We start from the raw sequence: 21,686 nt of genomic DNA, 5'->3' as shown, positions 1-21,686 counted from the left end.
CAAGTATATTAAAGGAGCTCAGGTTCTTCCCTGAATTGATTGTTGATACTTTGATGCTGTACAAGTATCGGGAAGATTGAGGAATGGCAGCAATTTCAAAATTCAGCGATGAAGGAACACGGGGTTCGGAAGGATAGCCGTATTTGGTCAGCCAACGATTGATATGCGGATCATTGGCATGGGTGAAACTTATACCGCTGTTGATCAATATAGAAAATGTGGAATCCCGCTGAGCCTGTGAAAAGACAAGCATCGGCGTAAGAAGCAGTGCAAGAAAAAAAAGGCCACAACCCTTCATCTGCTAAAACTACTCAATTTAAAGCCACCTGTATAATCATTAACAAATAATCATTAAAGCCAGTATCAATTTCCCCCCCAGCAGCAATAGATAATTGTACCCGGTCATTAATCATTCAATACTAACCCCTTCTTTGCTTTTAACTCCTTTTTGGTCATATTAAAAAGGATGCTGTGCCGGTTGTTCACCCGCTGCACCAAGTGTACGTGGGCAATAAAGTTCTCTACGATCTGGATCTTATCGCTTGGTGTTACCACCAATAACTGTAAATGCAATTGTTTGCATAGTTCCATCAGATAAGTTGCTTTCTCCTCGTCCTGGTTGGAAAAGCTTTCATCCACTGCAATAAAGCGTAGACTCTTGGAATTGCGTCCTTCCTTGGTAATGCCGAATTGATAGGCAATGGCACTGCATAGAATGGTGTAGGTCAATTGCGCTTTTTCCCCGCCGGACAACTGGCCCATCTGCCGGTACGTTTTTTTGATCTCCTGTGTTTCCCTGAATCTTTCATCTGCCCAGAATTCATACCAATTACGTACATCGAGGACGCGGCTCCGGTATGTCTCATTTTCATCCAGGGTATTGATAAAAGCCTGTACATTCTGCTTGAAATGAATCGCTTTGTCCTCGTAACTATTTTGCTGCCAGTCTGCAGCCTGAGGAAGAGCATTTAACAACCGGTTGCGAAATTCTTTAATAACCGAATCGGCAACGGGGCGGATACCCAGTTGAATATAGGTATCCGGTAAACGATTGAAATTAATCCCTCCCAAAGACTGGTTAAGCGTAGCGATGCTGTTGCGGATCTTCCGCTCCCAGCTTTCCAGTTCTTCATTCAATACGCCCATCTTTATTACAGCGGTATCATGCAGCAGGCGCTCGAAATCTTTTTTAAACCGGGGAAGATTTTCTTTCTCCAGTTTGTCCAGCCATTCGAGATATTCACCGGCAAATTCCCTTTCGGACGGAAGCTGCTGGGTATCGGCTGCCCAATCGGTGAAACGTTGCAGCAGATCCAGGGGAGGGTTCTTTATCTTGTGAATGGATTTGTCCAACTCTCTCCCTTCTTTAACCGAAGTCTCTTCATATTGACTTACTTCCTGCCGGGCATTTTCCGTTAATTGGCGGTAATGAGTTTCGATATTTTCCAAGGTACACCCTGTAAGAAGCGAACTGTGTTTCTGCTGAAACTGAAGCAGCAGATCTTTATCATTCTCCGTTAGCAGATCCAGCAAAGGGGTAAGGCCCGACCGTTCCGCTTCCATGTTTTGCAAGTCGTGATCGCAAAGGGAAACTTTACTTATAAGCTGGTCTCTCTCTTTTTCTTTCTCTTCAACCTGCCGGTGAATATTTTCTACCTGACCGGTCAGCGTTTTTAATTGGTCACTGCCCTTTTTTAGCTGGGCCATCTGCTCTTCTGCCTGATGAATGGCTTGCTGTACCGAAGGAATATTAATGCTTTTAAAACCGGAATGCTCCCGGATATGTTTCACGGCGAAAACCTGGTCCTGCAGACGGGAGTTTTTGTTGGTCGCCCGCTGTAATGCTTCTCCGGCCTGTTCCAGGCTGATGAGCAACTGTGATCTTCTGTATTGCAGGACTTCTTTCTTTTTTTCATTGTTCCAGCCCATCACATACCGGCTGGGATCATTTCTTTCAGACCGGTCGTCTTTTTCGTGACGGTCCCTGTTTTTGGTCAGCCCTTGAATGGTTATAGCCCTTTCATATCTTTCCAGGGCTTTTTCATTCTCCACACAACTGAAATTATATTGCTGGATGATCTGCTGGCTGACCCAGCCGCTAAGGGAATGACCGGAATGAAACTCCAGTTTATGCCAGACGGTGCCTTCGTCGGCATGCTGCAATAACGCAATATCCGTTACCCGGTTATAGACCAGCCTTGCACGCAAATTGGTATTATTTACATATTTGTTGACCTTTTTGTAATGTTTATCAGGCACAAGCAGACGGAGAGCAATAGGATTCAGCAATTTTTCCAGGGCAGGCTGCCAATCCAGTTCTTCGCTCCTGACCTGCATTAGTTCCCCGGCAAAAGGTAAATCCTCATCATCCAGTTTCAGAGATGCGCAGAGCTCTTTGCGGAGATGTATCAAATGACCCGGGATATTGTTCTTGCTTTGTAAAAGTGTATTTAGTTCGTTCTCGATCTTTGTTTTTTCATCACCGGATTTTTTTAAACGGTCCTGTGCGTCAAACAGATCCTCATTGGTAAGCCGTATCTCCGTACTTAATCTTTTATCCGTCCGCTCCGCTTCTTTTTTTATCCGCAGGTAGGCAGCATCGTCGGCAGGCTCGTTCTCTTCCAGTTTCAGGGCCTTCGCCCACTCTGAAAATTTTCTCAGGGCCGACTCCGCTTCCTTCACTTGTCCGTGCAGGATCCCGCGTTCTTTCTCCAACTGCTGAAGACGCTGACCCGCCTTATTTTGTTCCAACTGATTACGGGTCTGTCTTTCTTCCTCCTGCAACCCGGTTATCTTTAGTTTGGTATCTTCCATTTGGGCCCTCAGCAGCCCGGCCTCTTTCTCCCGGAAGGCGATATGATCCTCCAACAGGTGATATTTTGTATAACTGTACCAGATCTTTCCGGTCTCCTGCTCCTGTTTGGCCTGTCTGGCCAGTGTGTATTGTTCCTGATAGCTTCGGAAATGCTGCTGGAGCGCGAGTAAGAGCCGTACCTGCTCCTCCGTTTTTTCAATATTACGTTGAGCATCAAGAAGCGTGGACAAATGTTTTTTTAGTTCCTGGAACTCCTGCTCCATATTACGGGGCTCCAGCATATTGGTCCGGATAAATTCATTCAACTCCCCAAGGACTTTAATGCCCATTGTCTGGTTGAACAAACTGAGCGCCTGCATACTTTGCATACCCAGCACTTCCACCAACCGCTGGGCATACCTGCTGGCAGCATCGTACCATTCCACCTGTTTGCGGCTGCCTTTATTAAATTGCTGGTCGATCCGTTTTCTCCAGGCGCCATTGCTGTCAAAAGGCCTGAAATTGTCCTCAATATGGAGTGGCTTGTGCGCGATGGCGAATACCCGTTTCATCTCGGACCCGCTGAAATAACGCACCTGGAACAGCGTAACGTATTGTTCCGCCTCATTGGCGAAATGAGCCAGCAGGATACTGTAGGCCTGTTCCTTGTTTTCCCGTAAGTACAGGGTTTTACTGGATTGGCCGTTTTCCGAATGGACACTGCCATAGCCGCCTAATACATAACTTTCTTCGGTACGGTCCCCCTTTTTTTCGCTGCCGGAGGATTGATTGTAAAACCGGTGTTTTTTCTCCGGTACGATCAGGGTCAGCAGGGCGTCCACAAAGGTCGTTTTTCCGCTGCCGTTAGCCCCTGTTAGCAGAGAGGTCTCCCCACCCGGATGAATTTTCCAAACGTGCTCATCGAATGTTCCCCAGTTGAAGATCTCCATATACTGCAAACGAAATCCGGACTTGTTCTCATCGGTACTAAATACGCCCAGCTGCATGTTCGGTAAGTTGTAGTTTAAAATTTTCCAGTATTTCGTTGTCCACTCTGGCCTTAATGATCTTTTTAATACGGAATTTCTGTTCGTCGGACAGATCATGGTTCTCCACCTTTTCGAGGAAATCCAGTTCCTCTACCCTGTCGATCAACCTGTCCAGGTCACGAATGAATTTTACGCGGCTTGGATTTTCCTTAAAAAAAAGCTCCGCGTATTCTTTGATCTCCCTGCGTTTTTTGATCAGTTCCCGCGAACCGGATTCTCCTATTTCGAACTCGGCCATCATATCCCGCAAAAGGACAAGCAATACGCTTTCTTCATAACCCAATTGAAAACGACGGACCCAGCCTATAACATTCTCCTCCTCGTCCAGGCGGAGTTGTTCCAGGTAGGCATACCCGTCGTCTTTTTCCAGCACCAGCACCAGCCCTAATTGCTGGAGGAAACGTGTCAGCTCCCCCTGGTATTGGAGTAATTGCTCCCATGAAGATTTTTCCAGATATTCTACCGGCCCTTTCAATAGTTTGATAAGGACCGGGGTATATGATAAGATCTGTTGTTTTTCGTTTGTCATCCAATTTGGATTTTTAAATGATAAGCTTTCTGCCCTGTTCCATTGGACCTGCTTCCGGGCATAACCCGAGCCGCGCTTTTTATCTGCTGAAAAGCAGATAGGGCACTTCAATGAACCTGGTTTTTTCAGAATTCAGTGGGATCAGCTCCGTGATCTCCTGCATGGATTGTACCCTGGCTGACTTTTCCCGGAGGAAGCTGAAATAGCTGATCACTTCTGCGACTCCGTTGGTTAACCCGGAAAGCCCAATAATCTCTGCCAGCGTAGCGGTTGAGTTTTGTTCCAATGCCTGTTCGACATGTTTCCATAGTTTCTTTTTATCAATATGACTGGTGTTCAGCATCCGGCTGAATCGTTCTATATCCTCGATCTTTTCGTGTGCATTCGAAGGTTGTTTCATGACAGGAGAGCCCTGTTTTTCAACCAGGCTAAGTTTTCGCTCCATGCTCATCCGGACCGGAGCAGGAGAAGGAAGAAGAAGTCCGCAGGGAGGCTGATCCTCATCCATGAACTGAAAGACCAAATCCTTGATACTGCCGATCTGCTGCCGGAGACGGCGATGACGGGCTATTTCTTTTTCCGTTATGATACGGCTCAGTTTTTCGGCCATCCTGTCGTTCGCATCGTAAACATTCCGGCCCTGCTGCAAAAGAAGCGATTTGATATTCTGTACAAAATCCCCGTCCCCGCCAATACTCCGGTCCTGTAATAATTGCAGCAGCTGGTCGGTAAGCTGCCGCCATTCTTCCTGACCGGCCCGGGAAACGAGAAAATCCCAAAATGCATAAAAGCTTTTCCCCTGGTCGCTTTTTCGCAACGCGTCATAAGCTTCGAAAGCATACCCGACGATGGCGCCTTTATTGATCTCAGCCCTGGTATGCTGCTCAACGATATGGCGGTGGATGTATTTGAAATTGTCCTCCACTTCCCGGAAATCACTCAATAATTCATGACTAAGACGGGTGAACCATTCCAGCCTTTCCCGGATCTGTGCATTGGTGAAGATCTCCGGCGAAAAACCCAGCTCGATCCTTTTGATCTCTTTATCTATTTCAGCTCTTCTGTTCTTTAGCTCTTCCAGCCGTTTGGCCGTATTGTCCTCCGTATATTCTACCATTTCGCGTAAAGTCTGGAAAAGAAAACGGAAACGGCTTTCCGTTCCCACAAACTGCCTTTTCTCGAGGCTTTGCAGCCATTGAAATAATTTTTCGCTGTGGGAGCTTAACTGGTATTGGGTGACGGCTTCCGCGTCCGGATAGTCCTGGAGCAATCTTTTCTGCACCCAGTTAAGAAGGTATTTGCGTGCGCGGCTTTCTTCGTCTTCCCCGAATTCGATCCGGGCTTCTTCCAGATCTTCCATCCCATCGGCATGATTATGCAGCTCTTCAGCCAACAAATTGATCAGGACAGGCTCCGGGATGGAAAGGGTGTTTTCTGTTTTAAACGCTTTAAACAGGAAAGGGATCACCCACTGCGCATTCCGCATGCGGATAATTTGCACAGAAGGCGCGGATTCAAATAAATAGGATATATCCGGGTTCGGCATCAGGGCTTCGTTAAAAGGATGAAATTATTGATTCAGCCGATAAAAAATTATAAAAAAACTTCGTTGGGGATAAATAAAATAATCGATTCTATGTAACTTTTGACCGGTTAGGGATGCCTCAAATGGATTTTTTTTGTTATGGATCCCGGCACTTTTTAAAACAGACCTATGCATCGAAGATCCTTTATTAAAAATACCGGTCTGGCCACGATCGGTATTTCTTTGGCTGAAAAAGCGGCCCTGGCGGCTCTTCCTTCTTCTTACGCGAATAAATTACCCCAATGGAAAGGCTTCAACCTGCTGGATTTTTTTTCTCCCTCTCCCGGTACAGGAAAATATCCTACCGTGGAGGAACATTTTAAATGGATGGCCGGTTGGGGTTTTGATTTTATAAGACTGCCCATCGCTTATCCACATTATCTCCGGTTCGACCGTACCCGGAATATCACCCCGGAAGAAGTATACCAGCTGGATGAAAAAAAGTTGGAAGAGATCGATGCCCTGGTAGCCCTGGCCCATAAATACAATATGCATGTAAGCCTGAACCTGCACCGTGCGCCGGGCTATTGTATCAATGCGGGGTTCCACGAACCATATAATCTCTGGACAGACCCCGAAGCGCAAAAAGCTTTTTATTTTCATTGGAATGTATGGGCCAAACGCTATAAAAATATTTCCTCCCGGAAAATAAGTTTTGACCTCCTGAATGAACCCAGTATGCGGGAAGATATGAATGACCAGCTTTCGAAACGGAGTGACGTTCCGGGAGCTGTTTACCGGAAAGTGGCTAAAGAGGCGGCTGAAGCAATACGAAAAGAGAATAGTGGGCACCTGGTTATTGCTGATGGTAATAATGTCGGTAATTCAGTCATACCCGAAATCCTGGATCTGGACATTGCGCAAAGCTGCCGGGGTTATCATCCCCACGCTATTTCCCATTATAAAGCTCCCTGGGCAAATAAAGACACCGAACACCTGCCGGTTCCTTTGTGGCCCGGACAGGTAGGCAATCAATACCTGAGCCGCCAGATGCTGGAGACTTATTATAAACCCTGGATCGAACTGGCACAAAAAGGGATTGGTGTCCATTGCGGGGAATGCGGAGCCTGGAATAAGACGCCGCATGAAGTCTTTGTCGCCTGGTTCGCCGATGTGCTGGACATCCTTTCTTCCTACCAGATCGGGTTTGCCGTCTGGCAATTCATTGGGGATTTCGGAGTTTTGGATTCGGGCAGAACGGATGTGAATTACGTAGACTGGTATGGCCACAAGCTGGATAAGAAATTCCTGGATCTGATGGTGAAAAAATAAATCCCTGTTTTGATGCTTATACACATCGGTTTCATCGAAGCTCGCATTTCACCAGGTACTGCCCCCATTCATCTTCGGTTAAGACCGAGGTATGCCATCCTGCCGATGCTGTTATTTCAATTAATGTTTTTCTGTCGATAAATAACCAATTGAACCAATCTGATTTTTGTTTGCGGTATTCATACTGATAAAGGATCTCTCCATAATAGCCATTGCCCTTGTAGGGCTTCTCTTCATACAGATAAGCAATATCGGAGGAGTCGAAGATCAGGCTGGCTCCTGGATTCATTATTTTTTTTGCCTGATCCAAAAACCCATTGAGACCATCCAGTGTCCCGGCCAGCCCGATCCCATTCATCAGGAGTAAAAGGGTATCGAAGGAGCCGGTTTCCAGGGTGAAATAATCTTGCCGGATAATCTGATTGACCCCACGGAGTTGCATGACCCGTGCAGCCTTAGGTGAAATATCCAAGGCAGTAATATCCAACCCCATACCCTGTAAGACAAGGGCGTGACTTCCCGCTCCTGCGCCGATATCCAGGATTTTTCCCTTGCATTGTTGAAGTGCCTGCCATTCCATTTCGGGCATGTCTTCCGCATCCCTGAAATAAACATCCACCGGCATCTCTTCTTTCGGGCCATATTTGTTATGAACCCAAAGTTTGCCGGTGGATGTTTGATGATAATAATCTGAAATGGCCTCGCCCAGCACATCGCTCATGTCTATACGATTTTGTCGGGCAAAGGTATTTATTCCTCTCCGCCTTTCAAGCCTGCCCGGCGGATCAACTCTTTTACAGGCAGATCCATCTGCCGGCCAATGGGTTTGCCGTCACGGCAGGTGATGACTTTCAACATGACCGCATCCTTTGGTACCGAAAGGCCACTGGTATATTTCGGATAAAAATTATCCGGATTGGAATTGTCAAAACTGTAATGAATGTCCAATCCTTCTATTTCCGTGGATAGTTCGACAGAAAGGGAATCATTGGCGCTGAAATCCTTTTTTACGGTAACGATCGGATCGAACATAGAACGGGCATATTTTACCTTGGCCAGATCCATCCTTCCGAAATTAATTTCCGTTCTTTTCGCAAAATTATTCCAGTCCTTTTTTTCCTTTGGAGACCATAAACATTCCGCTACTGCCAGACTGCGGGGCCAAACCATATATTGCATATGACGGGTATTATAAACCTGCTCAGTCCATAGATTTGCCTGGCCTCCTTTAATGAGCTTGGGGTCTACACCCTCGGGAACCGGTTCAAAGGAATAGGCTGTTTTTAAGCGCAGGGTAGCATATACAGGAGGTTCGATGATTGGGTCACCCTGCATATAGTCGATGTACACAAAGGTAGTAGGGCTCATTACGACTTCATGACCTAGTTTGGCGGCTTCTATTCCCCCTTTCATCCCCCTCCAGCTCATAACCATGGCATTTGGAGCAAGGCCGCCTTCCAGTATTTCATCCCATCCAATCACTTTTTTACCTTTTGACTCCACGATCTTTTCGACGCGTTTTTCAAAATAACTTTGGACTTCCTCCATACTCTTCAAGCCTTCTTTTTGCATCAACTGTTTGATCGCATCACTTTTTTCCCAAAAGTTTTTAGCGCACTCATCGCCGCCCACGTGGATATAACCAAAGGGGAAAAGACCGGCCAGTTCTGTAAATACCTTATCCAGGAAAGTATAGACCTTTTCATTAGCCGGGCATAGCGTATTGTCCACCAGCGCAGAAAACCCGCCTTTGTGCCAGTCCATGATCTTTTCACCGGACCGGACGCGATAATTCTCTGCTCCTTCGGTACAGGAAAGATCGGGGTAAGATACGATGGCAGCCAGGCTATGCCCGGGGACATCCACTTCCGGAAGAATATTGACAAAACGGTCTTTGGCGTATTGCACCAGTTCTTTAATATCTTCCTGGGTATAAAAACCGCCATAATCACGGGGCTCGTCTGCTGCCGGCGCTGCAAAAGTACCGAAGGTCCCAACCCTGCGTACATTCCATGCTCCCACTTCCGTTAGTTTGGGAAGGCTTTTAATCTGGATCCTCCAACCTTCGTCATCGGTCAGATGAAGATGCAGCAAATTGTATTTATACTTTACCATTTGATCGATAAAATCCTTTACTTCCGCCTTGGTAAAAAAATGACGGGAAACATCGAACATCAACCCTCTCCAGGAAAAACGGGGAGAATCCTTTATCGTCACACAGGGCGTTTGCCAGGTGACCTTTGTCACCCGGACAGGACTTTCAATTTCTGTGGGGAACAATTGCAAAAGGGATTGAACACCGTAAAACAAACCTGCCGGTTGATTGGCCCGGATCGTTATATTTTTTGAAGTGACGGATAAAGAATAGCCTTCCGCGCCGAGGGAGATATCCGGTGTTTTTTGTAAAGACAGGAGGATTGTCGCCGCTCCGGTGGCTTTTTTTGAAATGGTGACCGTATACCCTGTTGGAACACTCAGGTGATTTTTAAGGCTTTCCAGCGTTTGTGCCAGTTCAGCCTGATCCGGCGCTTCGATAACGACAGTTTTTGGCAAGACAAAATGCCCCTGATCTATCTGCAGACTGGCAGGAGCAGGGATAATGGAGATCAGCGGCGCCTTTTCCTGGGAAAAAGCTATGAGGCCTACCAAAAATAAAGAAGAGGCTAGCAGTGTTTTTTTCATGTTACTGACATCTTGGGTTGGTTTGTAAATGAAATGCGTTTGTAAATATAAGGGTAGCCATTGGTGAAAAATTGTAACCCGTTTATTTATGCTTTTCTTAAAACACATCCAAAATAACGGTGTTTACCGCATTAAACAGAAAGGATTCCCCGACTTTTTTATGTTCCAGGGCTCGGGCCAGGGGAGCGTGCGGAGAAAGAAAGAAGATCGTTTGGTCGTCTGTTTTTTGTTTGCCCAATCCGGCTGCAATAAAAAAAGAGATGCCTTCACAAACGATAAATGCACCGGTTCCTGAAGCAGAATAGATAATATCCGCATTTATCTCATGGAGTGCTGCCAATTCTTTTAAATGTTCTACCAGTTGACGGGTATGCATGTCTTTTTGTAAATGCCCCATGGCCCTTGCCGTTTCGTATTTATCCCCGGCAGAACTTTTTCCTTCCTGATTGGCGGCCTGCTGTGCCTGGTCCATGGACTCCTTTGTCGTGGAAATGCGCTGCTCAATAATGGCAAGGCCGGCACGCTTCAGTTTATTCTTAAAAAGTATTTTTTCGGAGTCTGTCATCAACAGCAATATAACGCAAATCCAGGCGTAGCTAAACTTTTACTTTTAAGACCAGTTTTTTTACCGGTTCAGGCCGTTCGATAAATAGTTCAGGCTGATGAAGATCTGTGGGGAAAAATATAATGAACCCGCCGGCATTGAGGGTAATATAACCCGATGCTTCCACACTGCCGGGAGCGGAAGTTCCGGAAGCATCTTTGCCGACCTCGTTGCCTGTAGAAACGGAGCCTGGATAAAGAATGACATCATTTTCCGGTTGATAAGGTACAGACGGTTCCTGACCGTTCAGCGGACTGTAACCGAACTTTTCCGAACCGAAGATCAAAACCTGGATATCGGCATATTTCAGGTGACTTTCCCAGTCACATTCGGAGATCGGTTTGGTGGAATATTCATTGATGATCCCAAACACATTTTCTCCGTCAATTTCGTGTTTGCCTACTGGAAGGGAAGCGAGATCTGTTGTAAGGGCAAAGTCAATAGCTTTCGCAAAATGGGGACTCATTATTTTATACCAGTGTAACTGAGAAAGAGTGGAAGTGATCATGGCGCAAATATACGCCTCAACACAAACTTATTTGGTCGTTCCGAGCGGCATTTAAATTATAGCCCTGGACTGTCGGAGTTAAATGTTGTATGTAGTAGTAAAGAAAAAGCGACTACGCCATTTCAGTCGTAATCGCTTGATTTTCTTCGTGGTGTGGGGCGGGATTGAACCGCCGACACAAGGATTTTCAGTCCTTTGCTCTACCAACTGAGCTACCGCACCCCACGTCCCCTTTTTTGATTGGGGTGGCAAAAATATGGCATTCTTAGTGAATTTCCGAAATTTTGAGAGCTAAATCCTTAAAAAAATACGGGATTACATCCCATATTCGCTCAGGAACTTGATCCGCATGATCTTTAACTGCTCCCAGGTGAAATTACCTTCAGCTAATTCCTGCTGGGCTATCTGGAGGCTGCTTGTCTCACAGCTTTTGAAATACTCGATGATTTCATCCTGCTCATATTCATCCAGCATCTCATCGACCGCATAGTCCAGGTTCAGTTTGGTTCCGCTGGCAGCGATCGTCTCCATATCCTCCAATAAGGCATCCAGACGAAGGTCTTTGTTTTTAGCGATGGTCTCCAGGGGAATTTTTTTATCAACCTGCTGGATGATATAAACTTTATTGACACTTTTATTAACCACGCTCTTCATAATGAAATCATCCGGTTTGACGATCTCATTCTCTTCCACATATTTGGCAATAAGCTCGATAAAGGGCTTGCCATACCGGATCGCTTTACCCTTACTCACTCCCTGGCATTTCTCCAGTTCCTGGACTGTTGTTGGGTAAAGGGTGGCCATATCCTGCAAGGAGTTTTCAAGGAAGATGACAAAAGGAGGCAGTGCCTTCTTTTTGGCTTCTTTCTGGCGAATTTCTTTCAGGAGTTCGAATAATTTTGTATCCGTAGCGGCGGCGGCAACGGCCTCACCCCCTTCTTCCTCGTCATCCGCATAGGCCTCTTCAAATATATTGTTCAGCACGATCCTGAATGAACCGGGTTTCTTCAGGAAATCCTCGCCTTTTTTCGTGAGCTTCAATACACCATATTCTTCTATATCTTTTTTCAACAGGTCTTCCAGGAGTAACTGGCGGAGCAGGGAATTCCAAAAATGCTCAGGCTCGTCCTTACCGATACCAAATTCCGGGATGCCTTCATGACGGAACATTTGGATCTGCGGAGTCAGTTTGCCGATAAGAACATTGACGGTGTATCCGGTAGCGAATCTTTCGTCCAATGCCTTGACGGTCTGCAAAACTTTCACCGCACTTTTCTGGGCTTCTATCCATTCTTTCGGATGCAGACAGTTGTCGCAACTACCACAGTTTTCCGCTGTATATCCTTCCCCAAAATAACTCATAAGGACTTTGCGACGGCAGACTCCGGTCTCGGCATATCCAACTGTCTCATTAATAAGCTGGGCACCTACTTCCCTTTCACTGAGCGGTTTGTCCTTCATCAGATGCTCCAGCTTGGCCACATCCTTATGCGAATAATAAAGAATGCAATTTCCTTCCAATCCATCACGTCCAGCACGTCCTGTCTCCTGGTAATAATTCTCTATGGATTTAGGAATATTAAAATGGATGACGAATCTGATGTCCGGTTTGTCGATGCCCATTCCAAAAGCGATGGTGGCCACGATCACCTGTACGTCTTCATTGAGGAAAAGATCCTGTCTTTCCGCACGAAGCTTGCTGTCAAGCCCGGCGTGATAAGCTACGGCCTTGATGCCGTTCGCTACCAGCATATCCGCCAGTTCCTCTGTAGTTTTCCGGTTCAGCGTATAAATGATGCCGCTTTTTCCCTTATGTTGTACGATGTAGCGGACAATACTTTTAATGGTCTGATCCTTTTTTATCTTTGGCTGGATCTCGTAATAAAGATTCGGGCGGTTAAAAGAGGAGATAAATATTTTAGGATCCCGAAGAGCCAGATTCTTAACGATATCGCTTTGAACCTTAGGAGTTGCCGTAGCCGTTAGGGCGATCACCGGGATATCAGGGTTGATCTGATCCATCATCTCACGCAATCTCCGGTATTCCGGCCGGAAATCATGGCCCCATTCAGAAATACAATGGGCCTCATCCACAGCAAAAAAAGATATTTTCAGATCGCTGAAGAAGTCCATATTCTCCTGCTTGGTGAGCGTCTCCGGAGCTACATACAGCATTTTGGTATGGCCATTCAGCAGATCGGCATGGACCTCCCTTATCTGTTTTTTATTAAGCGTCGAATTAAGAAAATGCGCAACGTTGTCCCTGCTGCTGTAACTGCGCACCAGATCAACCTGGTTTTTCATCAGGGCGATCAACGGGCTGACGATAATAGCCACTCCTTCGCTTATGATAGCGGGTAATTGGTAGCAAAGGCTTTTGCCTCCGCCAGTCGGCATGATGACAAAGGTGTCCTTGCCGGCTAATACGTTTTGTATGATGGCATCCTGGTTGTCCTTGAATGCATCAAAACCAAAGTGTTCTTGTAACTGGGCCAGAAGTTGGCTAGAGGCAGGTTTATTAACGGGGTTGCTACTAATTGCCTTGTTTTTTCTGGTCGAAGTTTTTTTAGTTACGGTTGTTGCCATGCTCAAATATTTTCCTACTCACGATTTACCTTATCATTCTAATGAATCCGAAATCCACTGGACAGTAAAAATGACAGTATTTGTTTTTTCAAAAGGGTTCTGTCTCGTTTAACTTAAAGGATGGCGAAGTTATGCAAAAACAGGGTAAGGAACTAGTCATTTCTGTTAAAATTGGAAGGCTGTGTCATAAATATAAAGAAAATTAATATGTTTTCCTACATCTATTTTTTACAAAAGCCTACTGGTATTCATGGATTTACAAATCATCAGCAAAACACGACATTAGCGATCATGGAGAAACCCTTGAGAGAAAAAAACATAAAAACGTTCATTCGGGGAATAAACGAAAAATGAACCCTGAATTTTTTCAGCAAAAAGCGTTTGAAGGAGCAATTTGACTGTTTATTGTCTATTTATGTTTTTAATGTAGGTTTGCCGAATCATTTATGAGCAGGGATAAAAACATTTTAGAGACAGGCAAAAATACGATCCGGACTGAGGCGGCATCGGTTGCAGCATTGGAAGGGCTTTTAGATGACCAATTCGTGAAAGCGGCCGAATTGTTTTTTGCCTGCAAAGGGCGGATAGTGATAAGCGGCATCGGAAAAAGTGCCATTGTTGCGCAAAAGATCGTCGCCACATTGAACTCTACAGGTACACCGGCTGTTTTTATGCATGCGGCCGACGCTATTCATGGAGATCTGGGTATGGTCCAGGAGCAGGACGTGGTGATGATCGTCAGCAAAAGCGGGGAAAGCCCGGAGATCAAAATGTTATTGTCATTTATACGTAATTTCGGAAATCCGCTGATCGGAATGGTTGGCAATCTGCAATCCGCTCTGGCAAAACAATCCGATATCGTTCTGAATACAACGGTTTCGAAAGAGGCCTGTGCGATCAACCTGGCGCCGACCAGCAGTACTACCGTACAAATGGTTATGGGTGATGCCCTGGCCGTAACGTTAATGGAAATGCGCGGGTTTGACAGCGGGGATTTTGCCCGTTTTCATCCGGGAGGCACCTTAGGTAAAAAATTGTATCTGCGCGTGCAGGATCTGTATATTCAGAATGAAAAACCCCATGTGGGAAACGATACTTCCCTGAGAGAAGTAATCATGGAGATCACCTCCAAAAGACTTGGTGCTACCGCAGTAACCGATGAAAAGGGGGAATTGCTGGGAATCATTACGGATGGAGACCTGAGGCGTATGCTGGAAAAAAATGAAGTATCGGTCGGTATTACGGCGAAAAATATTATGACCAGCAATCCAAAGACCATTGGGGCGGAAGCTCTGGCCGTAGAAGCATTGGATTTAATGCGCAACAATGATATCACCCAGTTGGTGGTAACAAGCGGGAAACAATATGCAGGTTTTATCCATTTGCATGACCTTATCCGGGAAGGAATTATTTAGGACACAGCGTGGAATAAAAGAGATTTCGTAGGTTGAGGATCAATAGCAGAATTTACATCAAGATTGAATTATGAATAGACATTATTACGTGGTGATCATGGCCGGCGGAATCGGCAGCCGGTTCTGGCCCATGAGCCGTCAGAATTACCCCAAACAATTCCTGGATATCCTGAATACGGGTAAGACCCTGATCCAATGGACCTTCGAACGGTTTGCTTCCTTTATTCCGGTAGAAAATATATATGTAGTGACTTCCCAGGAATACTCCGGGATCGTCCATACGCAATTGCCACTATTGCCGCAGGCCAATATACTGGGGGAGCCTTCCCGTAAAAACACGGCACCCTGTATAGCCTACATTTCTTTTAAGCTGCAGCAGTCCGATCCGTTGGCATCTCTGATCGTTGCTCCGGCCGATCACCTGATCCTCGACACAAAAGGCTTCAATAAGGTCTGCCTGGAAGCACTCAGCTTTGTGAATAAACATAATGCTTTTATTACCCTGGGAATTAAACCGACACACCCGAATACCGGGTATGGATATATTCAGCATGAACAGCATTCCGTAACCGACAATGTATACAAGGTGAAAACCTTTACGGAAAAACCCAACCTGGAACTGGCCAGGACCTTCCTTTCGAGCGGAGACTTTTTATGGAATGCCGGTATATTTGTCTGGCAGGTAAAGAATATTATCCAGGCTTTTGAAAAATATCTCCCGGAAATGTATGACGTATTTTCCGCTGATAAAGACAAGTTCAATACCCCCTCGGAAAAAGAAGCTCTTGATCATATTTATCCCTTATGTACCAATATTTCCATTGACTTCGGAATTATGGAAAAAGCGGATAATGTATATGTTATCCCCTCCTCCTTCGGATGGAGCGATCTGGGCACCTGGAACAGCGCATATGAGAACCTGGAAAAAGACTATCTGGGGAACGCGGTGGCAGGAGACAATGTAGTCGTGATAGATGCTACCAAATGCATGGTCCATGCGCCCAATGAAAAACTGCTCCTGCTGCAAGGTTTAGACGATTTTATCGTCGTGGATTCCAGGGACGTTCTGATGATCTGCAAACGGGAAAAAGAACAGGAAATCAAAGAATATGTAGCCGAGCTAAAACGTAATAAAGGAGATCAATTCCTTTAGTCCGACCTTATGGCCCCTTATCCACTCCATACCATTCTCTTCCTCGATATCGAAACGGTATCCCAGTACGCCGCATTCGGAGAAGTTCCCGATGACTGGAAGGATTTGTGGCGGCACAAGGCCGAATCCCTTATCAGGGACAAACCATTGACCAATCCGGAAGAGATCTATGGACGGGCAGCCATTTATGCAGAGTTTGGCAAGATCATCTGTATCAGTTGCGGCATTATTTCTTCTTCCGGTACGGAGAAAAAGATCTCTCTTAAATCTTTTTACGGGGATGATGAAAAGAACCTCCTTCTTCAGTTTAACGAACTGTTACGCAAATGGGCATCCGACAATCAGAAATATCTTTGCGCCCACAATGGCAAGGATTTTGATTTCCCCTATTTATGCCGAAGGATGGTCATTCATGGACTTCCCATACCCTCCGTGCTGAATCTGTCCGGTAAAAAGCCCTGGGAAATACAGCATATCGACACGATGGAACTATGGAAATTCGGCGAATACAAAAGTTTTGTTTCACTGAACCTGCTGGCCCATGTCCTGGGGGTCCCGACACCGAAAGACGATATTAACGGTAGCCAGGTAGGAGAAGTCTACTGGCTGCAAAAGGACCTTCCCCGTATTGTGACCTATTGCCAGAAAGATGTGGTCACGGTGGCACAGGTCTATCTGCGGATGAACGGTGAATCTCTGATCCGGCCGGAGAACATAGAAATTAAGCAATAAAGTGAAGCAAATAATGGAGTAAAGAGAGGTCCTGATATGTCATCCCCAACAATAACAAGCAAACTTCCACAGGTCGGTACGACCATTTTTACGGTGATGAGCTCCCTGGCCGCAGAATATGGGGCGGTGAACCTTGGACAGGGGTTTCCGGATTATCCCATGAACCAGGAATTGATAGCGCTGGTAAATGAGGCCATGAACAAAGGCTTCAACCAATATGTGCACATGAATGGGTTGCCTGCCTTGCGGGAGGTATTGTCCGAAAAGATCCGCTTCCTGTATGGAACGAATATAAACCAGGATTCGCAGATCACCATCACCCCCGGAGGCACCTATGCCATTTATACGGCATTGACGACAGTATTACGGTCGGGAGACGAGGTCATTGTTTTTGAACCGGCTTATGACAGCTATATTCCGAATATCGAGATCAATGGCGCCATTCCGGTACGTATCAATCTGGGTTTTCCCGGGTATAAGATCGATTGGGATATCGTCAGAACGAAGATCAATTCCCGAACCCGGATGATCATGATCAATTCTCCCCATAATCCTACAGGGGCTGTTTTGGGTCCTGAAGATATCGAAGCGTTACGTTCCATTGTCCGCGGCACCAATATCTTCATCCTCTCCGATGAAGTGTATGAACATCTTATTTTTGACGGGATACCCCATCAATCAATCCTGCGTTATCCGGACCTGATGGAAAGAAGTTTTGTCTGTTTTTCTTTTGGTAAGATTTACCATTGTACCGGATGGAAGCTGGGATATTGTGTTTCCTCACCGGATATGATGAATGAATTCCGCAAAGTGCATCAGTTCAATTGTTTTAGTTGTCACTCTCCTTCCCAGGTTGCCCTTTCGACATTTCTGACCGATAAAAGCAGCTATCTTACCCTCGGCTCTTTTATGCAGGAAAAAAGAGACCATTTCCTCCGGTTGATGGAAACTACCCGATTTACTCCATTGCCTTCTTATGGCAGCTATTTTCAATTGTTCAGCTATGACCGGATCAGTGATCAGGGGGATAAGGATCTGGCTATCCGCATTACGAAAGAATACGGGGTGGCTTCTATCCCCGTCAGCGCTTTTTATCAATCAGGAAAGGATGATAAAGTGATCCGGTTTTGTTTTGCCAAAAAAAAGGAGACGCTGGAAAATGCGGTGGAAAAACTAAGAAATATCTAAAAGTTATTTCAACAGATTATAGGCCAGGAAACTCATCAAATAAGCCAGCCCGGTCATATAGACCAATTGAATCAGCGGTATTTTCCAGCTACGGGTTTCCCGCCGGACGATGACCAGAGTGCTCATACATTGCATGGCCAGCACATAAAAGACCATCAGGGAAACGCCGCTGGCCAGCGTATACACCGGGGTTCCGTCTGACCTTCGGGCTGATGCCATCCGGTCGTGTAATGTTTTCTGGTCCGCATTTTTTCCGCCTTCGACACTATACAAGATAGCCATCGTCCCAACAAAAACTTCTCTGGCGGCAAAGGAGGTGATAAGGGCTATCCCGATCTTCCAGTCATATCCAAGGGGACCGATCACCGGCTCGACGGTTTTGCCCAATTTGCCGGCAAAGGAGTTTTCCAGCAGTTTTGCATCCCTGTCTTTTTCCAATTCCTGTGTTTTCCCGGGATTTTCCTCTATCTGCTGCGCATAATGTGTCTTTATATTTTTCATTCCATCTCCTGGCCCAAAGGAGCTCAGCGCCCAAAGGATCAGGCTGATGACCATAATTACCTTTCCCGCATCTACCACAAATATCTTTGCCTTGTTGATCATGGTGACAACGACGTTATTCCATCTCGGAGCCCGGTAAATCGGTAGTTCCAGGATAAAAAAGCTCTTTTCCTTCATATGGATAAACCATTTGGCGACATAAGACACGATCATCGCCATGACGACTCCCAATAAATAAAGGCCCATCATCACCAGGCCCTGCAGGCTGAATATGCCCAAAACCTGCTTTTGAGGAATGACGAGTGCAATCAGGATGGCATATACCGGCAACCTTGCACTGCAGCTCATTAACGGGGTTATGAGGATCGTCAACAAACGTTCCTTCCGGTTCTCGATATTGCGGGCGCTCATGATGGCCGGTACGGCGCAGGCGAATGCGCTGATCATCGGCATTACACTTTTCCCGTTCAAACCCACCTTACGCATCAGCTTGTCTGTGAGAAAACTGATGCGGGCCATATAACCGGTGTCCTCCAGGATCGTGATCAGCCCAAAAAGAATCATAATCTGGGGAACGAAGACCAATATTCCGCTTAGTCCGGCAAGCAGCCCATTAACCAGCAGATCGCTCCACCAGGCTTCCGGCAAAAGCCGGCCCAGCCACCCTCCCAGTTGTGAAAAAGAAAAGTCTATCGCTTCCATGGGGAACCTGGCCAGCCAGAATACGCTTTGAAACAGAAGGAAAAGAACCCCCACCAGGATTACATAGCCCCATCGCCGGTGCAGCAACAGGTTGTCCAGTTTTTCGGTAAACAGGGTTTTTTGCAGGGGATCCGGCTCCGAGACAGTGTGCTGCATGATCTGTTTGATCCTGGCATAACGCTGCATGATCTCGTCCGCCTGTATTCGTGTATGATTAAAAGCGTGGTCGCTTTCGATCTGCTCTATACCACCTTGTATTTTTGGAGGAAAGTCGAAATTTTCGTGATTGATCAGGTAATGAATCGCGGTATAATCGCTGATCTCTTTTTCCGGAAACAACTCTTTTACGTCCCGGACGGCTCCTGCCGCAAGTATGTTGCTGGCGATAAAATTCCGGGCCGGGGCCTGATAAACCTGACGGGCCATACCCTGAATTACTTTTTTCAATGGAGGGATACCCTTGTTCTTGCGGGGATTAACCGCTACTACCGGTATGCCCAGCTCCCTTTCCAGCCCGTCAACATCTATTTCGATCCCCTTTTGTTTGGCAAGATCCATCATGGTCAGGGCAACGATCACCGGAATCTTCAGGTCAATGATCTGGGAGCAGAATAACAGATTCCTTTTCAGATTACTGGCATCAACCAGTAACACAACCATATCTGCCTGAACAGCAGGGTCCTGACCTAAAAGGACTTTATAAGTCACCCATTCATCCGGTCTTTTGGGATAAAGGCTATAGGTTCCGGGAAGATCGATGATATTTACCTGGTTCCCCGGGTTTAGCTCACTTGTGCCGGTTTTTTTGTCTACAGTCACTCCTGGAAAATTCCCTACTTTCTGGTTCAGCCCCGTAAGGGCATTGAACAGGGAGCTCTTCCCGCTATTGGGATTGCCTACTAATGCAATATGAAGATTGTTTTTTTTCAAACTGAAAGGACCCATGCGGACCGGTAAAGTCTGCAAAAGTAACGCCTTATAGGTGACAATGTTTACGATATACGGAGGATCTTCCAGCGAAAGCCCCGAAGTTCATCTTCGGGGCTTTCGAATCTAATGATGGGGCTTAGCTCTGAAAAGCCCTTGGCTTTTCAGAGCACGATCAACTTGCCGTTCTCGTAAAAGGGAAGGGTATTGGCGATGTCCGGGGTCAGGCAATAGCGGATATCCTCCTCCAGACCATACCCGCTGAGGCGATGAAAATGAGAGGCATTTTTAACCTTCATGAAGGAAAACAGATCTTTTTTGGCGTTTCCGTACAGGGTCTCGGCAATCTGAGAGGAATCGCAATTGATGGAAAAATTCTTTTTTATCCTATTGATAACGGCCCCGGCGAACAAAAGGTCCTCAATATTAACCCTGTCTTTCCAGGCTGCACAGCCAAGGACAACAGGCAGATTTTGAGAGAGCAGGTAATCGCAAACTACTCCCAGATTAGGAAAAGAACCGGTTATGATTTGCCCGGCACCCCTATCCAGGGCCATATGGAGTAATTTGGTGCCATTCGTAGTCGTAAGGACCAGGGTCTTTCCACCTACAAATTCGCGGGGATATTCAAAAGGAGAATTACCATGTTTTAACCCTTCGGCAATTTTGCCATCCCGCTCACCGGCAGTAATGCCATCAATCTGTTTGCCCAATTCAATGCATTTGGCCACGCTGTCTACCGGAATAACACATTTAGCCCCGTTGTGCAGGGCTGTGGCAATGGTAGAAGTGGCCCTAAGGACATCAATGATCACCACTACGGCGTGACTCAGATCATATAAATGTAATAAGGCGGGGGAAACTGCTGTATATAAGCTGGGTTTGGAACTTGTCATAACGGAATAAACCGCAAATTTAAGGGTTCGTACGGACCTATCTGTCTAAAACAAACCTCCATTTTTCAGATTCAGCGTATTCTTTGATCATTTGATTACGCTGTTCCAGGAGTTTTTTCAAATAATTGGTAAGGAATAATTGATTGACCACCTTGCCCAAACTGCCATAAGGCGCCTCAAATTCGAGCAGGTCAATGATCAGGGTGCCATTTTCTATGGATTTAAAATGGTGTTCGTGTTTAAAACGCTTAAAATCGCCACTTACCATTTCATCCGTAAAGGAAAAAGGTCGTACCATAGCGGTGATCTTCGATTTCATGACCCTTTTGCGCATTATATGTTTTGCCTGCCAGGTAACGGTTTCATCAAGACCGATCAGCCCGCTGGTGGTTCCTCCTATGGCCTGTTCTCCAGTATGGGCCATAGATTTACGATGGAGCTCAATACTCCGGGAAAGGTCAAATACCCGTTCCGCAGAAGCGGCAACAAAAGTCGTTAGATGGATGGTAGGCATGGGGTTATTATAATAAGACGATGACCGGAAGAGGGTTAAATTTTCACCA

General features: G+C 46.1%; 17 protein-coding genes and 1 tRNA gene. 5 read left to right on the top strand and 13 right to left on the bottom strand.

Annotated features, from left to right (window positions below):
• The 4 genes from ACX0G9_RS18960 to ACX0G9_RS18945 form a co-directional block, all read right to left on the bottom strand.
• A partial coding sequence (locus ACX0G9_RS18960) for a hypothetical protein (protein WP_459066522.1) occupies positions 1 to 298 on the bottom strand: 298 nt, incomplete at its 3' end.
• Positions 299 to 405: 107 nt separating this feature from the next.
• Entirely contained in the window at positions 406 to 3,801 is a 3,396-nt protein-coding gene (locus ACX0G9_RS18955; RefSeq protein ID WP_459066521.1) for an ATP-binding protein, read from the bottom strand.
• On the bottom strand, positions 3,782 to 4,372 hold the full coding sequence (locus ACX0G9_RS18950) for a DUF4194 domain-containing protein (RefSeq protein ID WP_459066520.1): 591 nt from the start codon (positions 4,370 to 4,372) through the stop codon (positions 3,782 to 3,784). Before ACX0G9_RS18950 ends, ACX0G9_RS18955 begins: the two co-directional genes overlap by 20 nt.
• Positions 4,373 to 4,451: 79 nt before the next feature.
• A complete protein-coding gene (locus tag ACX0G9_RS18945; protein ID WP_459066519.1) occupies positions 4,452 to 5,918 on the bottom strand; it encodes a DUF3375 domain-containing protein in 1,467 nt (488 codons plus the stop codon).
• A gap of 168 nt (positions 5,919 to 6,086) precedes the next feature.
• Here ACX0G9_RS18945 and ACX0G9_RS18940 point away from each other — a divergent pair, with 168 nt between their 5' ends.
• Positions 6,087 to 7,229: a glycoside hydrolase family 5 protein gene (locus ACX0G9_RS18940; protein ID WP_459066518.1), complete on the top strand. Its 1,143-nt coding sequence runs from the start codon at positions 6,087 to 6,089 to the stop codon at positions 7,227 to 7,229.
• Between the two features lie 31 nt (positions 7,230 to 7,260).
• Here the strand turns inward: ACX0G9_RS18940 and ACX0G9_RS18935 are convergent, their stop codons facing one another.
• From ACX0G9_RS18935 to recQ, 6 genes are all read right to left on the bottom strand, one after another.
• Positions 7,261 to 7,950 (bottom strand): class I SAM-dependent methyltransferase, encoded by a 690-nt coding sequence (locus ACX0G9_RS18935; RefSeq protein WP_459066517.1) that lies wholly within the window; start codon positions 7,948 to 7,950, stop codon positions 7,261 to 7,263.
• A 29-nt stretch (positions 7,951 to 7,979) separates the two neighbouring features.
• Positions 7,980 to 9,911 carry a beta-N-acetylhexosaminidase gene (locus tag ACX0G9_RS18930; protein WP_459066516.1) on the bottom strand — a complete coding sequence of 644 codons (1,932 nt, stop codon included), beginning with the start codon at positions 9,909 to 9,911 and terminating at the stop codon, positions 7,980 to 7,982.
• Positions 9,912 to 10,008: 97 nt separating this feature from the next.
• Positions 10,009 to 10,476, bottom strand: a complete 468-nt coding sequence (locus ACX0G9_RS18925) for a hypothetical protein (protein WP_459066515.1) — start codon at positions 10,474 to 10,476, stop codon at positions 10,009 to 10,011.
• A 31-nt stretch (positions 10,477 to 10,507) separates the two neighbouring features.
• Positions 10,508 to 11,023 (bottom strand): YhcH/YjgK/YiaL family protein, encoded by a 516-nt coding sequence (locus ACX0G9_RS18920; RefSeq protein WP_459066514.1) that lies wholly within the window; start codon positions 11,021 to 11,023, stop codon positions 10,508 to 10,510.
• Between the two features lie 149 nt (positions 11,024 to 11,172).
• Positions 11,173 to 11,245 (bottom strand) — tRNA-Phe (locus ACX0G9_RS18915).
• A 93-nt stretch (positions 11,246 to 11,338) separates the two neighbouring features.
• The gene (gene recQ, locus ACX0G9_RS18910; protein ID WP_459066513.1) at positions 11,339 to 13,609 is read right to left on the bottom strand and encodes a DNA helicase RecQ; all 2,271 of its coding nucleotides are present in this window, start codon (positions 13,607 to 13,609) and stop codon (positions 11,339 to 11,341) included.
• A gap of 446 nt (positions 13,610 to 14,055) precedes the next feature.
• On the opposite strand from recQ, the gene ACX0G9_RS18905 reads away from it, so the two are divergent.
• From ACX0G9_RS18905 to ACX0G9_RS18890, 4 genes are all read left to right on the top strand, one after another.
• A complete protein-coding gene (locus ACX0G9_RS18905; protein WP_459066512.1) occupies positions 14,056 to 15,024 on the top strand; it encodes a KpsF/GutQ family sugar-phosphate isomerase in 969 nt (322 codons plus the stop codon).
• A 70-nt stretch (positions 15,025 to 15,094) separates the two neighbouring features.
• A complete protein-coding gene (locus ACX0G9_RS18900; protein WP_459066511.1) occupies positions 15,095 to 16,177 on the top strand; it encodes a mannose-1-phosphate guanylyltransferase in 1,083 nt (360 codons plus the stop codon).
• 9 nt (positions 16,178 to 16,186) lie between these two features.
• Complete coding sequence (locus tag ACX0G9_RS18895) at positions 16,187 to 16,909, top strand: ribonuclease H-like domain-containing protein (protein ID WP_459066510.1); 723 nt, start codon at positions 16,187 to 16,189, stop codon at positions 16,907 to 16,909.
• A gap of 36 nt (positions 16,910 to 16,945) precedes the next feature.
• Positions 16,946 to 18,097 carry a methionine aminotransferase gene (locus ACX0G9_RS18890; RefSeq protein WP_459066509.1) on the top strand — a complete coding sequence of 384 codons (1,152 nt, stop codon included), beginning with the start codon at positions 16,946 to 16,948 and terminating at the stop codon, positions 18,095 to 18,097.
• Positions 18,098 to 18,100: 3 nt separating this feature from the next.
• Here the strand turns inward: ACX0G9_RS18890 and feoB are convergent, their stop codons facing one another.
• The 3 genes from feoB to ACX0G9_RS18875 all read right to left on the bottom strand — a co-directional run bounded on the left by feoB (position 18,101) and on the right by ACX0G9_RS18875 (position 21,637).
• The gene (feoB, locus tag ACX0G9_RS18885; RefSeq protein WP_459066508.1) at positions 18,101 to 20,245 is read right to left on the bottom strand and encodes a ferrous iron transport protein B; all 2,145 of its coding nucleotides are present in this window, start codon (positions 20,243 to 20,245) and stop codon (positions 18,101 to 18,103) included.
• A gap of 146 nt (positions 20,246 to 20,391) precedes the next feature.
• The gene (locus tag ACX0G9_RS18880) at positions 20,392 to 21,123 is read right to left on the bottom strand and encodes a 2-phosphosulfolactate phosphatase (protein ID WP_459066507.1); all 732 of its coding nucleotides are present in this window, start codon (positions 21,121 to 21,123) and stop codon (positions 20,392 to 20,394) included.
• A gap of 37 nt (positions 21,124 to 21,160) precedes the next feature.
• A complete protein-coding gene (locus ACX0G9_RS18875; RefSeq protein WP_459066506.1) occupies positions 21,161 to 21,637 on the bottom strand; it encodes an SRPBCC family protein in 477 nt (158 codons plus the stop codon).
• Positions 21,638 to 21,686: the final 49 nt, after the last annotated feature.

This window comes from Flavitalea flava (assembly GCF_054461575.1).
Note: the sequence above shows the minus strand (reverse complement) of the source record. Positions and strands in the feature narration are given on the sequence as shown.

What these genes read in the sequence shown, in the direction of transcription:
- ACX0G9_RS18955 (WP_459066521.1), bottom strand. Translation starts at nt 3,801, where the DNA reads ATGCAGCTGGGCGTATTTAGTACCGATGAGAACAAGTCCGGATTTCGT.
- ACX0G9_RS18950 (WP_459066520.1), bottom strand. Translation starts at nt 4,372, where the DNA reads ATGACAAACGAAAAACAACAGATCTTATCATATACCCCGGTCCTTATC.
- ACX0G9_RS18945 (WP_459066519.1), bottom strand. Translation starts at nt 5,918, where the DNA reads ATGCCGAACCCGGATATATCCTATTTATTTGAATCCGCGCCTTCTGTG.
- ACX0G9_RS18940 (WP_459066518.1), top strand. Translation starts at nt 6,087, where the DNA reads ATGCATCGAAGATCCTTTATTAAAAATACCGGTCTGGCCACGATCGGT.
- ACX0G9_RS18935 (WP_459066517.1), bottom strand. Translation starts at nt 7,950, where the DNA reads ATGAGCGATGTGCTGGGCGAGGCCATTTCAGATTATTATCATCAAACA.
- ACX0G9_RS18930 (WP_459066516.1), bottom strand. Translation starts at nt 9,911, where the DNA reads ATGAAAAAAACACTGCTAGCCTCTTCTTTATTTTTGGTAGGCCTCATA.
- ACX0G9_RS18925 (WP_459066515.1), bottom strand. Translation starts at nt 10,476, where the DNA reads ATGACAGACTCCGAAAAAATACTTTTTAAGAATAAACTGAAGCGTGCC.
- ACX0G9_RS18920 (WP_459066514.1), bottom strand. Translation starts at nt 11,023, where the DNA reads ATGATCACTTCCACTCTTTCTCAGTTACACTGGTATAAAATAATGAGT.
- recQ (WP_459066513.1), bottom strand. Translation starts at nt 13,609, where the DNA reads ATGGCAACAACCGTAACTAAAAAAACTTCGACCAGAAAAAACAAGGCA.
- ACX0G9_RS18905 (WP_459066512.1), top strand. Translation starts at nt 14,056, where the DNA reads ATGAGCAGGGATAAAAACATTTTAGAGACAGGCAAAAATACGATCCGG.
- ACX0G9_RS18900 (WP_459066511.1), top strand. Translation starts at nt 15,095, where the DNA reads ATGAATAGACATTATTACGTGGTGATCATGGCCGGCGGAATCGGCAGC.
- ACX0G9_RS18895 (WP_459066510.1), top strand. Translation starts at nt 16,187, where the DNA reads ATGGCCCCTTATCCACTCCATACCATTCTCTTCCTCGATATCGAAACG.
- ACX0G9_RS18890 (WP_459066509.1), top strand. Translation starts at nt 16,946, where the DNA reads ATGTCATCCCCAACAATAACAAGCAAACTTCCACAGGTCGGTACGACC.
- feoB (WP_459066508.1), bottom strand. Translation starts at nt 20,245, where the DNA reads ATGGGTCCTTTCAGTTTGAAAAAAAACAATCTTCATATTGCATTAGTA.
- ACX0G9_RS18880 (WP_459066507.1), bottom strand. Translation starts at nt 21,123, where the DNA reads ATGACAAGTTCCAAACCCAGCTTATATACAGCAGTTTCCCCCGCCTTA.
- ACX0G9_RS18875 (WP_459066506.1), bottom strand. Translation starts at nt 21,637, where the DNA reads ATGCCTACCATCCATCTAACGACTTTTGTTGCCGCTTCTGCGGAACGG.